This window comes from Stappia sp. BW2 (genome assembly GCF_008107695.1).
Taxonomy (GTDB): domain Bacteria; phylum Pseudomonadota; class Alphaproteobacteria; order Rhizobiales; family Stappiaceae; genus Roseibium.
In genome coordinates this window covers 293,666-308,108 of record NZ_VIRG01000070.1, presented here as the reverse complement: position 1 = coordinate 308,108, position 14,443 = coordinate 293,666, and the positions used below count along the sequence as shown (strand labels likewise).

Annotated in this window: 20 protein-coding genes; 2 read left to right on the top strand and 18 right to left on the bottom strand. The window is 57.5% G+C overall.

Annotated elements, in window-relative coordinates; all coding sequences use genetic code 11:
• Positions 1–236: 236 nt before the first annotated feature.
• The 10 genes from FMN63_RS20350 to FMN63_RS20315 form a co-directional block, all read right to left on the bottom strand.
• Positions 237–2,354, bottom strand: coding sequence for a hypothetical protein (locus FMN63_RS20350; RefSeq protein WP_148585994.1), 2,118 nt, complete (start codon positions 2,352–2,354; stop codon positions 237–239).
• A gap of 293 nt (positions 2,355–2,647) precedes the next feature.
• Positions 2,648–3,118 carry a hypothetical protein gene (locus FMN63_RS20345; RefSeq protein WP_148585993.1) on the bottom strand — a complete coding sequence of 157 codons (471 nt, stop codon included), beginning with the start codon at positions 3,116–3,118 and terminating at the stop codon, positions 2,648–2,650.
• 16 nt (positions 3,119–3,134) lie between these two features.
• On the bottom strand, positions 3,135–3,266 hold the full coding sequence (locus tag FMN63_RS29900; RefSeq protein ID WP_286192712.1) for a hypothetical protein: 132 nt from the start codon (positions 3,264–3,266) through the stop codon (positions 3,135–3,137).
• On the bottom strand, positions 3,266–3,736 hold the full coding sequence (locus FMN63_RS20340) for a hypothetical protein (protein ID WP_148585992.1): 471 nt from the start codon (positions 3,734–3,736) through the stop codon (positions 3,266–3,268). Before FMN63_RS20340 ends, FMN63_RS29900 begins: the two co-directional genes overlap by 1 nt.
• 148 nt (positions 3,737–3,884) lie before the next feature.
• Positions 3,885–4,355: a hypothetical protein gene (locus tag FMN63_RS20335; RefSeq protein ID WP_148585991.1), complete on the bottom strand. Its 471-nt coding sequence runs from the start codon at positions 4,353–4,355 to the stop codon at positions 3,885–3,887.
• Positions 4,356–4,503: 148 nt separating this feature from the next.
• A complete protein-coding gene (locus tag FMN63_RS20330) occupies positions 4,504–4,974 on the bottom strand; it encodes a hypothetical protein (RefSeq protein ID WP_148585990.1) in 471 nt (156 codons plus the stop codon).
• 5 nt (positions 4,975–4,979) lie between these two features.
• The gene (locus FMN63_RS29420) at positions 4,980–5,123 is read right to left on the bottom strand and encodes a hypothetical protein (protein ID WP_153297104.1); all 144 of its coding nucleotides are present in this window, start codon (positions 5,121–5,123) and stop codon (positions 4,980–4,982) included.
• Positions 5,123–5,593, bottom strand: a complete 471-nt coding sequence (locus FMN63_RS20325; protein ID WP_148585989.1) for a hypothetical protein — start codon at positions 5,591–5,593, stop codon at positions 5,123–5,125. Before FMN63_RS20325 ends, FMN63_RS29420 begins: the two co-directional genes overlap by 1 nt.
• A gap of 102 nt (positions 5,594–5,695) precedes the next feature.
• Entirely contained in the window at positions 5,696–6,175 is a 480-nt protein-coding gene (locus FMN63_RS20320; protein WP_148585988.1) for a hypothetical protein, read from the bottom strand.
• A 230-nt stretch (positions 6,176–6,405) separates the two neighbouring features.
• Positions 6,406–6,804 carry a rhodanese-like domain-containing protein gene (locus FMN63_RS20315; protein WP_148585987.1) on the bottom strand — a complete coding sequence of 133 codons (399 nt, stop codon included), beginning with the start codon at positions 6,802–6,804 and terminating at the stop codon, positions 6,406–6,408.
• Positions 6,805–6,884: 80 nt separating this feature from the next.
• Here FMN63_RS20315 and ftrA point away from each other — a divergent pair, with 80 nt between their 5' ends.
• A complete protein-coding gene (ftrA, locus tag FMN63_RS20310; protein WP_148585986.1) occupies positions 6,885–7,886 on the top strand; it encodes a transcriptional regulator FtrA in 1,002 nt (333 codons plus the stop codon).
• 14 nt (positions 7,887–7,900) lie between these two features.
• On the opposite strand, the gene FMN63_RS20305 is transcribed toward ftrA, so the two are convergent.
• The 8 genes from FMN63_RS20305 to FMN63_RS20270 form a co-directional block, all read right to left on the bottom strand.
• The gene (locus FMN63_RS20305) at positions 7,901–8,518 is read right to left on the bottom strand and encodes a hypothetical protein (RefSeq protein WP_148585985.1); all 618 of its coding nucleotides are present in this window, start codon (positions 8,516–8,518) and stop codon (positions 7,901–7,903) included.
• Positions 8,519–8,592: 74 nt separating this feature from the next.
• Positions 8,593–9,159 (bottom strand): hypothetical protein, encoded by a 567-nt coding sequence (locus tag FMN63_RS20300; RefSeq protein WP_148585984.1) that lies wholly within the window; start codon positions 9,157–9,159, stop codon positions 8,593–8,595.
• Positions 9,069–10,649 carry a terminase gene (locus tag FMN63_RS20295; protein WP_148585983.1) on the bottom strand — a complete coding sequence of 527 codons (1,581 nt, stop codon included), beginning with the start codon at positions 10,647–10,649 and terminating at the stop codon, positions 9,069–9,071. The genes FMN63_RS20300 and FMN63_RS20295 overlap by 91 nt, the downstream gene beginning before the upstream one ends.
• Complete coding sequence (locus FMN63_RS20290; protein WP_148585982.1) at positions 10,621–11,103, bottom strand: hypothetical protein; 483 nt, start codon at positions 11,101–11,103, stop codon at positions 10,621–10,623. Before FMN63_RS20290 ends, FMN63_RS20295 begins: the two co-directional genes overlap by 29 nt.
• A 699-nt stretch (positions 11,104–11,802) precedes the next feature.
• Positions 11,803–12,174: a DUF6362 family protein gene (locus FMN63_RS20285; protein ID WP_148585981.1), complete on the bottom strand. Its 372-nt coding sequence runs from the start codon at positions 12,172–12,174 to the stop codon at positions 11,803–11,805.
• An 84-nt stretch (positions 12,175–12,258) separates the two neighbouring features.
• On the bottom strand, positions 12,259–12,585 hold the full coding sequence (locus FMN63_RS20280; RefSeq protein WP_148585980.1) for a ribosome modulation factor: 327 nt from the start codon (positions 12,583–12,585) through the stop codon (positions 12,259–12,261).
• Positions 12,582–12,998 carry a hypothetical protein gene (locus FMN63_RS20275; RefSeq protein ID WP_148585979.1) on the bottom strand — a complete coding sequence of 139 codons (417 nt, stop codon included), beginning with the start codon at positions 12,996–12,998 and terminating at the stop codon, positions 12,582–12,584. Before FMN63_RS20275 ends, FMN63_RS20280 begins: the two co-directional genes overlap by 4 nt.
• On the bottom strand, positions 12,998–13,345 hold the full coding sequence (locus tag FMN63_RS20270; RefSeq protein ID WP_148585978.1) for a hypothetical protein: 348 nt from the start codon (positions 13,343–13,345) through the stop codon (positions 12,998–13,000). The genes FMN63_RS20275 and FMN63_RS20270 overlap by 1 nt, the downstream gene beginning before the upstream one ends.
• A gap of 173 nt (positions 13,346–13,518) precedes the next feature.
• Between FMN63_RS20270 and FMN63_RS20265 the strand changes: the two genes are divergently transcribed.
• Positions 13,519–14,253, top strand: coding sequence for a LexA family protein (locus tag FMN63_RS20265; protein WP_148585977.1), 735 nt, complete (start codon positions 13,519–13,521; stop codon positions 14,251–14,253).
• Positions 14,254–14,443 lie beyond the last annotated feature (190 nt).

Below are 14,443 nucleotides of genomic sequence, written 5' to 3'. Positions count from 1 at the left end.
CGCAGGCGGCCGGAAAAAGATCGAACGGACGTATCCGGCAGCGCCAAAGCGTTCCTGCCGGCCAAGCCGCAATTTTCCAAAGTACCGGTATGAGGTCTGTTTTAGCCCTGTTTTGACGAAGCGTCCAGCAAGGCCAGATGTCTGAACCTGTTGTTCAGACACGCATTTCCGGAAAGCTCTTGCCACTCAAAGGCTTTTTGAAGCTTCCCGGTTGTGCGCCCGAGGCGGTGTTTTTTTCACCGCGCCCCGGTGGCAGCTCCATCCAGCGACGCAGCTTTACCGGGCGATGCGGCAGCCAGCGCCGCCGGAACCTTTCCAGCCGGTGCGTCAGGGGCCTGCCGCGTGGCCCGCCTGCTGTTGTTTTTGGCGTACGTCTGCCACGCCCTGTCCCGAGCCCGGCCCACATTTGCCTGAAAGTCTTCCGTCAGCAAATGGCGCTTTCCGGTCTCGTCGTCATAGGTCAATGTCATGCGCGGGCCGTAGCCGTCCTCGTCCGCCGGGGCCTGCTGCCTGTCCCGGCCGGTCTTGTCATTTGGCATCAGATGCCATTTCGCGGCGCGCACACCCTGTGCTTTCAGCAGGTCCTCAACGTCCTTGCGCACGTAACCATGGCCGTCTTTTTCAAGATCCGGATAGGCTGTCTCGACCGGATATTTCAATACGGTCCCTTCCGCCTCCGGCGCGAAGGCCGAAAGACCCCACATCTGCTTGAACCGGTAAATCGCATAGTCCCTGGCAGCCTCCTTGTGGCCGCCCAGTTCGACATAGCTTTGCCTGAACAGCCTTTCGTAATCCGCAAGCGCTTCCGCCTCTTCCGCGGCAGTTCTGCCGATCTGCCGATATCGGTCATAGGAACTTTTCCGGGCCAGATCAGCAGATGCAGCCAAACCGGCTGAGGCGTCAGCAACATCGGCCGCCGTTGTGGCACTCACGCCGTCCAGCTTGCCGGTGCCCACTTCGGCCCCAACTGCGCCGGCTCCAGACACGCTGCCCTCAGACACGCCGTTTTGGCGCGCCTCCTCAAAACCAGGGGCCAGAATGGCGGAAGAGCCTGGCAGAACCGGCTTCTCGCCCAATGGCACTTGCCCGCCATCCATCAGGATGGTTTCAGAAGAAAGACTGCCGTCCTCCAGCCGCGGTGCCGTAAGCGGCGCATCTGTCGCCGCCATCGGGGCCGCCGACAACAGTTGCCTGACCTGTCCCCGGCGCAGCTCTGCGTCTCTCGTCAGGGTGTCAGTCAATTCTTCGCGTGTTGCGCCGCGGTTTGCGGCCTGCTCCACGGCTCCGCCGGCCTCAAGCGCGTTCTGTATCCCTTGCAGCGCCTGCAAGGCCTCTTCCTCATCCTCTCTGCCGGCAAACGCCCAGTCGATTGCGCTGCCCACCGCGCCTGTCAGCGCGTCCCGGCCATAAACGTAGGCCCCAAATGCCTCCGAACCTTCCACGGTTGTAGCAATTTCCGCCATTTTCCGGATCACCAGATTGTCCGGATAGGCTTCGCCATAAAGCTGGGTCAAGGCGATAATGTCGTCCAGATTGCCCAGAACGTCCCAGGCCTTTTTCAACGGCCCGACAGGCGTCAGCGAAACGGCCAGGTCGAGGCCCGCCTCCGCCGCCATGGACTTCAGATCGTCCTCTGTAAACTCCAGCCCCAGCTCTCTTGCCGCCTGCGCAAACGGTATGTTCCGCTCGTCCGCACGTGCCTGAACCTTGTTGAAAATCACCGGCGCGGCAAGACCAAGAACGAAAACCGGCGCGCCTCGACGCGCAAGCTTCATGAACCGCCGACTAATGGTGGTCTCGTCCCACAGCGTGCCGGTGGCCTTGCTGCTGATCCCCGAGTTTTGACCAAGTTGTGCTCCGGGCAAGTCATCAACCGGCATTCCGGAAGAAAGCATCGGAACTGGCCTTGCAGCCTCGGCCGGTAGCACGCTCATGCTGCCACCAAGCTGTCCCGTTACTCCGGGCAGCGGTGCCCCTTTGGGCTTTGCGCGCATCGCACGTTGCCGCAACACCTCTTCATAGGTCTCCGGAAAAATGATTCGCCCCTGGTCGAGGCCCTTCACCTCGCCAAACCTCGTATCTTTAAACCTGTAAATGTTCTCGTATTGTTCTCTCGACAAATTCAGAGTCGGATCCACAACCAATTCTGAAGCCAGTTTTTTGACGGATGTATAACGGAACGGGACATCCACAATCTTCGCATGTTTTTTGGTGACTGGATCGTAGATATTCTTGTTCTTGTTTTCGAAAAAGTCCTTCTCCCTGGAAATGATCTCATAGTCGAAATCAGGATGTTTCGTCATCCGCTTGCGGATCGACATATCCCAGGTTTCAAATCCTCCCTTTTTGGTCAACCTTTTCCGGTTGGGGTCATAATCGTCTTTTTCCTTTTCTAATACGTCGTCAATTTCAACGATTCTGACGTCAGGTGTGTAACCCGGAGGTGGGTTCCTTTGTCTGTTTATCCAAACTCGGAAAAGCGTGCCGTTCTTTGTTCCCAAAAACCCTGCGCGATCCAACTCCAGCTCAAAATCATTGCTGTAAAAAAAAAAATCGCCCCGCTTTGCGGTGGCGATCAATCCTTCCAGCCCGAAGTTTTTCATAATCGGGCTGATTTCACTGGCATCTATCGCAACAATCTTCTCCATCACGACTCCTCCCCCGGAAAGGAGACGAACGGAGAATATTTTTTCTTCGTGAAATCCATCGCTTCCTCTGTTCGGAGATCGGTCACATTCCCGGCCTCGACGTCATCCGCCAAATTTGCAGCAATCAGTAGGTTGCTTTTGTCTGCGTGAATCCGGGATTTCATCAGGTACCAACGTCCGAAGAAAATAATGGTATCGTAAGCGTCAATAGGATGAAGCTCCTGATACTGCTCGTCATAGGCCTCAAGGTCATGTTCCTCGACGTATTGAGCAAACCAGAGTGTCTTCTTCAAAGCCTCGTGCAGCTCTTCATCCCCGCGGATCAGTTCAACCATCTGCACGACGTTCTCATATGGAACTTTGCGGCCACCGTAGCGCTTGTTGCCGGCAAAGAAGGCCCTGCCTTCTTCCGTTTTCTCAAATGCGGCCAGCTCTTCCCGCCAGCCGGTAATGTCGTCAAAATCCGCCATGGGTCCTGTGTCCAAACTATCTCAAATGTTCACTAATTGTTCCAAAGCTCTTTCGGCCCCGTTTTGCGGCGGCGATCAATCCTTCCAGCCCGAAGTTTTTCATGATCGGGCTGATTTCATTGGCATCTATTGCAACAATCTTCTCCATCACGCCTCCTCCCCCGGAAAGGAGACAAAAGACGCATAGTTTTCCTTGATGAAATCTCGGGCCTGCTCAGTTCTGAGTGATGTCAGCCTGCCCTCCTCCAAATCGATGGCCAGCCATGTCGCAGCTAACATATGGCTTTTATCAAAGCGAACCGGAGCTTTCATCAGGTACCACCGTTCAAATGCGATAATGGTGTCATGAGCCTCGAGCGGGTTCAGCTCTACAAACTCATCATCGTGAACTTCCAGATCATGCTTTTCGGCATAGGCCGCAAACCAGATTTTCTTCCGTAAAGCCTCGTGCAGCTCTTCATCACCACGGATCAGTTCAACCATCTGCACGACATTCTCATATGGAACTTTGATGCCACCGTAGCGCTTGTTGCCGGCAAAGAAGGCCCTGCCTTCTTCCGTTTTCTCAAATGCGGCCAGCTCTTCCCGCCAGCCGTTAATATCTTCAAAATCAGCCATGGGTCCTGTTTCCAAACTCGTCTCAAATGTTCACTAATTGTTCCGGAGCTCTTTCAACCCCGTTTTGCGGTGGCGATCAATCCTTCCAGCCCGAAGTTTTTCATGATCGGGCTGATTTCACTGGCATCTATCGCAACAACCTTCTCCATCACGTCTCCTCCCCCGGAAAGGAGACATAAAGCGCATAATTTTCCTTGATGAAATCTCGGGCCTGCTCAGTTCTGAGTGATGTCAGCCTGCCCTCCTCCAAATCGATGGCCAGCCATGTCGCAGCTAACATATGGCTTTTATCAAAGCGAACCGGAGCTTTCATCAGGTACCACCGTTCAAATGCGATAATGGTGTCATGAGCCTCGAGCGGGTTCAGCTCTACAAACTCATCATCGTGAACTTCCAGATCATGCTTTTCGGCATAGGCCGCAAACCAGATTTTCTTCCGTAAAGCCTCGTGCAGCTCTTCATCACCACGGATCAGTTCAACCATCTGCACGACATTCTCATATGGAACTTTGCGGCCGCGGTAGCGCTTGTTGCCGGCAAAGAAGGCCCTGCCTTCTTCCGTTTTCTCAAATGCGGCCAGCTCTTCCCGCCAGCCGGTAATGTCGTCAAAATCCGCCATGGGTCCTGTTTCCAAATCCCTCTCAAATGTTCACTAATTGTTCCAAAGCTCTTTCAGCCCCGTTTTGCGGTGGCGATCAATCCTTCCAGCCCGAAGTTTTTCATGATCGGGCTTATTTCATTGGCATCTATCGCAACAATCTTCTCCATCACGCCTCCTCCCCCGGAAAGGAGACAAAAGACGCATAATTTTCCTTGATGAAGTCTCGAGCCTGCTCAGTTCTGAGTGATGTCAGCCTGCCCTCCTCAAGATCGATGGCCAGCCATGTCGCAGCTAACATATGGCTTTTGTCAAAGCGAACCGGAGCTTTCATCAGGTACCATTTCCTGAAATCGATAATGGTGTCATGAGCCTCGAGCGGGTTCAGCTCTACAAACTCATCATCGTGAACCTCCAGATCATGCTTTTCGGCATAGGCCGCAAACCAGATTTTCTTCAGTAAAGCCTCGTGCAGCTCTTCATCCCCGCGGATCAGTTCAACCATCTGCACGACGTTCTCATATGGAACTTTGCGGCCGCGGTAGCGCTTGTTGCCGGCAAAGAAGGCCCTGCCTTCTTCCGTTTTCTCAAATGCAGCCAGCTCTTCCCGCCAGCCAGTAATGTCGTCAAAATCCGCCATGGGTCCTATGTCCAAATCCATACCAAATGTTCATCAATTGTTCCAAAGCTCTTTCGGCCCCGTTTTGCGGCGGCGATCAATCCTTCCAGCCCGAAGTTTTTCATGATCGGGCTGATTTCATTGGCATCTATTGCAACAATCTTCTCCATCACGCCTCCTCCCCCGGAAAGGAGATATAGCGCGCATAGTTTTCCTTGATGAAGTCTCGAGCCTGTTCAGTTCTGAGTGATGTCAGCCTGCCCTCCTCCAAATCGATGGCCAGCCATGTCGCAACGATCATGTCCCTTTTGTCAAAGCGAACCGGAGCTTTCATCAGGTACCATTTCCTGAAATCGATAATAGTGTCATGAGCCTCGAGCGGGTTCAGCTCTACAAACTCATCATCGTGAACCTCCAGATCATGCTTTTCGGCATAGGCCGCAAACCAGATTTTCTTCCGTAAAGCCTCGTGCAGCTCTTCATCCCCGCGGATCAGTTCAACCATCTGCACGACATTCTCATATGGAACTTTAATGCCACCGTAGCGCTTGTTGCCGGCAAAGAAGGCCCTGCCTTCTTCCGTCTTCTCAAATGCGGCCAGCTCTTCCCGCCAGCCGGTAATATCTTCAAAATCCGCCATGGGTCCTGCGTCAAAAATGTCTTACGTCAGAATATCAACGAACTTGGGCTGAAAATGCCCCGACATTGGCTTGGTCGAGTGCAACGACTTTGTGCTTGCTCATCACAAGCCTCCTTCGTCTTGTTCGATGTAATCACTGTCTAGCAAAAGTTCGACACACGCTTTTGAGCGAACAGATTCGTATTTTCCCGCAAGGACATCGCAGGCAGTAAACATACCAAAACTATAAAGATGCCTGGCTTCGTGAGGATACCCGGATTTCAGGCAGTACCATTCGTAAAAGTCTCCCATGAGTATGTGAGCCTCTAGTGGCCGGTTGTCCCAATCCGGATCCCCCCTGCCAACAGCACCTCCATTGGCGTCAACAACTTTCAACCACTCCATTTGCTGAGCAGTCGCGTCTCTAAGTTCCGGGTCTTTTAGCAGAAGTTCAGCAAAATGCTGCACTTGGGAGAGCCTGGTACTCACTAGGAAGACCTCTGGATCATGTCGATAGATATAATCGACCGCCTCTTGCCCACCTTCTCCGTAATATGCCTGCAATTCTTCCCGCCAGCCGGTCAAATCTTCAAAATCCGCCATGGGTCCTGCGTCCAAATCCCCTAAAAAATGTTCATTCTTTGTTCCTGAGAGGATTGTGGTTGATCCGGTGAATTTTTGCAACCTGCCGACGGCAGCTTTCCTGAAGGCTTCAATTGCTGCAGCCGTGGCTTTGATTCCTCTTCGACCGACGCTCCTGGTAATGCCCCCGCCTGACCGGACAAAGCAGGATGGGTCAGGCAGGCAGGCAGGGGCTCTTACTGCGGCTCAGCTCATGAATTACCGGTTGCCAGCTCAAAACCTTCGTCGATCCAGCCGGTAATGCCACCTGCCATGATCTTCACCGGGCGGCCCAGTTCCGCAAGCCGCAACGCCCCCCGTGCGGCACCGTTGCAATGCGGGCCGGCGCAATAGGTCACGAACAATGTCTCTTCCGGCCACTTGGCCATCTTGGAACGGATGATCTTGCCATGGGGCAAGTTGATCGCTCCGGGCACATGGCCTTTTTCGAACAGCGCCGGACTGCGCACATCCAGCAGCACAAAGCCGGGGTCGCCCTGAAGGGCGTCGTGCACATCCCAGCAATCGGCCTCAAAAGTGAACTCGGCGGCAAAATGTTCCCTGGCGAGATCGCTCGGCGCGGCCGGAACAGCAGTGACATTGTTGGTCATGAAGGTCTCCTTTCCCGCTGTTTGTCGCCCGTCTGAACGCTTGTTGGCAATTGGCGTGAATGCCTATATACGTAAATATCATGACAAAAGACACAATCCCTCAAACCGCGGCCCCCTCAGCGCTGGAAGGCCCGCTTGTTGTCGCCCTTCTGTACGATGGGCTCTGCACGTTCGAGTTCGGTATCGTCGCTGAGATATTCGGTCTGGCCCGCCCCGAATTCGGCACCGACTGGTACCGCTTCGCCAGTTGCCCGGTCGAGGAAGGCCCCTTACGCGCTCATGGCGGCCTCACACTCGTGCCAGACCATGGCCCGGAACACATAGCCAAGGCGGACATCATCGTCGTTCCCGGCTGGAAAGGGGCGGATTGCCCGGTTCCCCAAGCGCTTGCCGACCGGCTTTACGAGGCCCACAGCCGGGGCGCGCGGCTCGTTTCCATCTGCTCCGGGGCGTTCGTTCTGGCGGCCACCGGTCTGCTCGACGGTCGCTCCGCCACCACCCATTGGCGCTACGCGGAAAAGCTGCGCGAGCGGCACCCCGCCGTCACCGTCGACGAGGCCTCGCTCTATCGTCAGGAAAACCGGATCTACACGTCTGCGGGCAGCGCCGCCGGCATCGATCTGATGATCGAGATCATCCGCCAGGATTACGGAGCCGACAAGGCCAACTCCGTTGCGCGCCGCCTCGTCGTTCCCGCACACCGCACTGGTGATCAGGCTCAGTTCCTGGAACGCCCCGTCGCTCATCGCGAGGGCAGCGAAATCGCACCGGTTCTGGAGCGGGTCAGGCAGGCGCTGCAGACGGCCTGGACCATTGAAACCATGGCAGCCCTCTGCCGCCTCAGCCCGCGCACCTTCCAGCGCCGCTTCACCGAAGCAACGGGGCTGACACCGGGCGAGTGGCTGGTTCAGGAGCGTCTGGAGGCCGCCAAGGAGATCCTCAGCCGGGGCGACGACGATATGGAAACGATCGCAGCCCGTGTCGGCTTCGGCAGCGCCCACGCGCTCCGCCACCACTTCCGCAAGAAACTCGGCCTACGCCCGACCGACTACCGCACCCGCTTCGCTGCTCGCACTGTCTAAATGTGGTACGAAATCTAGACTGTCTGCAGATACTTCTGCAGCTTCTCGCGCTGCGGATAGTCGGCCAGAAAATTGTCCGAGTTGACCTGAAACGTGCCGTCCGCCGTCACCACCGTGCCGCCCGGTTTGAAATGCGCCGCGCAGAAAAACGGCAAGCCGGGCTTCTTCAGGTCCCACTGCAGAAAACCGCCGCCCATCGGATATTGATCGCGCGGGGCCATATGCTCGTCATGCCGGATCGTGGGCATGACCTTCACCAGCCGCTTCGGCCCGGTCACGGTTGCAAGGCTCAGGGCGCGGGTTTGGAGATCCCGGTATCCCGCAGCCCCACGGTCCGCCAGGATGCCGTCATGCACGGTCGCGCGCCGCCTGTCCGCTTCCTGCGTTTCCTCCGGCAGGCCATACCGCCCGCCGGATCGCAAGGTCGTGCCCTGAAACTCGAACACTTCCGGCAACGGCAAGTGCTTGAGGACCAGCAGCTTGAAGCCCTGCTCCAGGCGGCCCTTGTGATAACCGATATTTTCCTCGGTCCTGCGATAATCGGACAGAACGATGGCATTCAGTTGAGAGATGTTTCCGGCAAAATGTTTCGTCATCTGCCCGACGGGCAGATCGTCCTTGGGTGAAGACAAGGCAAAGCCTCCAGATAAAAACGTCAATATAACAATGGCCGGACGCTACCAGCCTTCCCGATTTCGAACAACGCTCATGGCCGCTTGTCCCCCCTTACCCAGGCATAGACATAATAGTCCTCGCCGCCTCGGCCATAGGCCTTCAGCCGCCCTTCGCGTGTTGCGCCCAGCGCCTCGATCCAGCCATGAGCAATGTCATGATCGTTTAGGGTGATCACCTGCAACCGCCGACAATCCCGCTCCACAATCTCCCGGATTTCCAGCAAGTGTCGTGTGATCGCCGGCACACATCGGCGGAATCGGTCCGTTCCGAAGGCCCAGGCCTGCCAATGATCCGGATCGAAGGCGGACGCCTGGCTGAAGCCATAGGCCGCCGCCGGCTGGCCGTCGTACCAGAGCGACCACACCATGCCCGGCACGGCCGTCTGCAGCGCGCAGGCCGCCAGCGCCCTTGTGTCCCACTCCTTCCACAGACAGGCGATTTCGCGCAGGTCCTGGTCCCGTATATTGGCCGCGATGAAGCTGGCATCCCGCAGGCAAAGGTCGCGGATCAGAAACCGTCCAGAGGATCGCCCAGCGGTGCCATCCGACTTTTGGCCCTGCTTTTCAGAACCTTCTTCAACTCCGCTTTCTGCTTCCATCCCAATGCCTCGACAATCGCATCCGCCTCGTCCGGGGAAGAGCCCAGCCGTTCCTTGATCTCTTCCTTGCTCTCGATCAGGATTTTCCCGTTTCGCATCTTCCAGCGATGCGCCGTCAACTGCGCCTTCACCGTTGCCGATCGCCGGATTGCCAGCCCTAGCCCGCTCTTGGGGTGCAAGGCCTCGCGCAATCGCCAATAGAGTTCGGCGCGCAAATTGTAGAACGGGATCCTGCTGTCCTTCGCACTCTCGCCCGACTGGGCGGAGAAGACGCATTTTTCGACCGGAATATTGTTTTCCCGCTTCAGGAACCCAACCGTATCGCCGCCCCAGCCGCCGGTGCAGTCCACCACGATCATCGCATTGTCGCGCCGCTCGCGGATGATCAGCGAGCCGACATCGGCGCCGTCTTTCGTGTCGGTGCCCTTGCGCACGATATTGGTCTCGAAACGCCGGCCATGCAGCGGCTGCAGCACCGTCCGGTCCTTGCCGCCCTGGGCAACATCCACCGCCAGCACCGTCATCGGTTCGTCCCGGTCGATGCCCTGGTCGTATCGCTCGAAGGCAAGGTCCACCCAGTCGGACGGGATCACCTGCCACTCGTGGTCCTGCCGGGCTGCCAGAAAGTCGCCGGTCTTCAGCGCCGTGCGCATCGGTTCGGGCATCTGGTCGAGCTGGGCATCGTAGTCCGTTCCCAGGTAGCGGTTGTCCTGCCGCCGGGCCGGAATGAAGGTCCGGCTCTTCGGCGTGCGGATCTCGCCTTCAATCTCCACCGGCTCCGGCCCATCCACCCACACCGTGCGGATTGCATCGCCGTCATCGATGAACACCGCCCACAGGATCTCGCCCGGCTGCACCTTGCCGTAAAGCGGATGCAGCGGATCGAGCCAGGGCGCGAACCAGTCGCTCAGGTAGTCCCCCTGCCCGCTCAGTGGCGGATTGGTGGCGATCAACCCGCGGCAGCGCTGCCCCTTCCGTGTCGTGCGCAGCCAGCCGAGCACGAAGATGATCTTGCGCGGGTCCATCTGCGCCCCTTCATCGAAGGCCTTCAGGTCATGGTCACGGCCCTGCCAGTCTTCTTCCGCCCCCGGCAGACCCAGGTGGCCAAATTCGATCAGCCGCTCGTCAGGTCCGGTCCACCTTGGCGGGTTGCCTGAAATCTTGCCCATGCCCGCCTGCCGCATCAGCGCGTTCATGCGTTCGGTCAGGCCCTTCAGAGACTTGAGTGACTGGCGGAAGATCGCCGCCTTGTGGTGGGCAAACAGCGCCAGTCCGGCAATCAGGTCCGTCTTGCCGCCGCCCGCCGCGCCGCCGTAAAGCGTCAGATCGGCTTCGGAGAAATACCCCTCCGTCTGCGGTCCGGCCTGCGGCCGCCAGACGGTGAACTGGTCCAGCACGCCCGCTTCGTCCAGTTGCTTCTGCAAGGCAACGCGTTCGTCCGCGGGCATGCGGTCGATATGGTCAATCAGCGTTTCGAGGGCCGTCGCCATCCTTTGGCGTATCCTTTCCGGTCAGCAATGCCATCACGCCCAGAGCGATTTCCTCCGAGCTGCGCGGTTTCAATGTCTCGAGTGTCTGGCTGTCTTCCGGCCCGCTCCAGACCGGCCAGGTGTCCGGCTCCGTTCGGTCCCGCCAGCCGGCGCGGTTCTTCATGGCAAAGGTCCACGCGCTGGCGTTGAATTTCGCCAGCTCTCCGCTGGCGCCGTCCTTGCCGATCCGCTCCCACTCCAGAAGACCGCGCCGGGCGGCTTCCTCCAGCCTTGCGGGTGGAAAGTCCTCGGGAAACTGTTCGGCGTAATAGCGGATCGTCCGGCGGTCGGCGTCCGGGAAACTGTCGATCGAATATCCGGCGGCAATATGTGCGCAAAACTCCGCGCACACCTTCCGGCGCGCTCTGGCCGTCGGCCACTTCAGCGCGCTGCCGCCCCCTTCTGGCAAAGTCATGGGTCGCACTTTCCTGCAAGTCGTATGGAGGTCAGGTCAGGGTGCGGTCCGCCGCTTCCGCATCAATGGTCCACAGCAACAGGGCTCGAAGCACTGCGGCTTCGCTTGCAAAATGTCGGGGCCTGGAAGGAAGTGCGAAACCGGCATCAGGCCCTTGAGGCACACTGATCCACGGTAAAATAAGGAAGCCTTGTTTTGCCCGTTTTTGTCGAAGCTGTCCACGCCGCCTGGATGTCTGAAACGCGTGTTTAGGCGCCGCTTTTCGAAAAGGCCTGCCCCAACACAGGGTTATCTCTCAGCCCGCCTTGTGCGCGTCTGGCAAGTTTTTTCCGACCTTGCCCGCAACAACGCGCCCCTTCCCTTCCGAACACCTCAAGACGCAGGCCGTCTTCAAATGCCGAAGTTCGGAAAGCTGCCCGCAACCGCCCGTTCTTCTGGGCATGCGTTTTCAAGTTTTTATTTTTTTGGGGGGCTCAAAACAAAAGGCGTCAGAACTCTGGAACGCCAACACGGGATCTGAAAATCGATCAGACCCGGCACAAGACCAACCGCTAGGCCATGGTCGGCGAAATCGCTTTGATGATGACCAACCTTTCAAGCCAGGTTGATCAAACCGGACCTGCGGTCCAGGACGGCAGCCTTTGCTGACCGCTTGCTGATTGCCGGCCGCCTGACGGGGCCGGCAATCAGGTTATTGGTTCAGTGGGCCGCTTCCAGCTTTTCGGCCAGCCGGCGCAGCACCACCTTGTTGCGGCTGGTAACCGTCGAGCGTTTCCAGCCATATTTCTCGCAGATCCGCGAAAATTTGCCGCCGCCTGCCTTGCACATCACTTCAAACTGCAGCGCGCGGCGCGCGTCCGGATCCTCAATCAGAGAGAACCAGGTGATCGCTTCCTCAGCTTGGCTGATCGTGCGGGGCGGATAGACACGGCGGCGTTTGGCAACCTTGCCTTGGCATTCAGGCCAACTGGCCAGCACAGCTCGCGGTCCATCGCCCTTGCCGGTCGCCGCAACAACTTCGACAGCCTCCGTCAACCGGGCCAGGATCTGGTCAGGTGCGCTTGTTTCCATAACATCGCTCTTCAAACTGTAGGTGAAACAGAACCGCACGGCGGAAGGACCTTCCGTGCGGCATCACAGACCCTGTGGGTCCTGTTACTTGCCGCGGCTTTCACGTTCTTTCCGATAGCCCTCTTCCCAAAGGCCGAAATAATCGGCCTGCTGCGGATAAGGATTGTCCTCCCGGGACTTGCCTTCCCTGCACGCAGCAGCTCCCCGTTCGAAGGCGAAAATCTGCGCTTTCGTCAAATAGCCGTCCATGATCAAAACCTCCCCTTTCAAAACACCGGTGAAAGAACCGCCCACCACCGCAGCAGAACCGGAGCACAGCAGGCCTGATGCGCAACGTTTAAGCGACTCAACACAGCCGAAGATTGCAGAGGGGAGTGTAGTCAACCTGACACAACTGACAATAGCATTCATGCCGCTATGCCTTCCCTTTGGGTTTCCAAAAGCTTCTCCAGTTCGTAGGACAGCAGAACGGCAAGCGTGAGAGTTGGCGCTGCAGGGTTGATATGCTTGGCACTGCCAAGCAGCGCATCCAGATTGATCCGGTCGAACTGGTCCAGAAATCCGCGGCGCTCCACCCAGTCCGGCTTGTTCAGAACAAGCCAGGACACGGCGGTAAAGCACGGAGCACTCCAGTTTCCCCGGTTCTCGGCCGTATTGATCAGTCCAAACACGAGGCGCAGATGCTCCGCCCCGTGTTTCTGCAACAGTGTCTGGCAAGTCCGACGAGCCTTTGACTGGTGCCGCCCCTGCACCCGTCTTGTGTGGCTGATAAAATGAACGCCATATTCGGCAGCAATCCGGTCAACCAATCCTCCCGAAGCCATCAGACCCGACCTTTCTTGACCACTGCATTGCCCTGCACGGCTGCAAAGGCGGCTTCCGCCCTCTCCCTTGCCGTACGCGGCATTTGTTCATTTTTTGTTCTTAATTTAAAAGTAGCCTGCCCTTCTCTGCCCGCTCTGCTGGCCCCAGGCATTCTGGACTTTTGGCCAGAACTGCCACGCGCCTCGCTACCCTGCTTCAGGTTTCGCAGCTCAAGCGTCAGCAGCCTGTTGCGCGCCTTTTCCAGCGCGAATTCATCCTCCAGCCTGGCGCTCGGCCGCTCGGCCCTGATTCTCAGGTGCGCGACCTTTGCCTGAGCTTCCTCAATTTCGTCCGTCAGGTCCCTCACCGGCCAGTCTCCTCTGTCCTGTTTCGAAGGGTTGTCTGAGTTTCCATCGTCACTCCCACGCATTCACTTGATGACGCAAAATTCGTACGCTTATTGCGTACATATGTCAACATGGACTCCGTACGTTTTTACTGCTAATACGTATGCATTGAACGTGACCCGGTGAACATCATATGGATATGGACGAACAATCGGCAGTCTCCCGCCAGCTCGCGGATCTGAAAGACCGAAGTGGCCTGTCAATCCGTGCCATCGCGCGGGCAATGGGCTATCAAAACGCGTCTTCCATCCAGCGGTACTTCAGCGCGGACTACATGAAACCGGCGTTGCCGTCGGACTTCGTGGCAAAGCTTCTTCCGGTCCTTCTGGGCAAGGGTGAACAACCGATCACGCGCGAGGATATTCTGGCCCTCGCGCCCGATTCCATCACCGATCTCGACGCCTCCAGCGCACCTTCCAGGGCGGCAACGCCCCTTGAAATCAAGGGCCAGGTGGCCGCCGGCCTTTGGATGGAATCGGGACTGTTCGAAACGGACGCGACCAAGGAAACGAGTTTTGCGGGGGACCTTCGTTTTCCAAGCGAGAGCCAATACCTGTTGCAAATCAATGGGGAAAGCCTCAATCGCATCGCCTGGAACGGCGACTTCATCCTGTGTGTCGACTATCTTGAGGCTGGCATCGAGATCAAGTCCGGAGATCTTGCCGTCGTCGAACGCACCAGAGACGGCGGCCATACCATTGAACGAACCGCCAAACGGATTGTCCGCCGGAACGGTCAGATCGAATTGCAGCCGGAATCCAACGATCCACGATTTCAGGAACCGGTGATTTTCAACGAGCACGATGAAGAAGCAACGGAAGTGCGGATCATCGCCAAGGTTCTGAGCGTGATCCGTCAGGTGGTCTGACAGCCGCTCACTTCAGCCCCCTGCAGCATTGCCCGCGGGCAGCCCACCCCATTCCCCGCAACAGCCCTGAACGCGACCCGACACGCCCGTATGCAGCCATTTCGCGACGAGTCAGGACCGTACGCTTCCGACATACTCTGTAACGCAATCAAATTGACTTGTACGCATTTTACGTATAGTCTTTTTACAT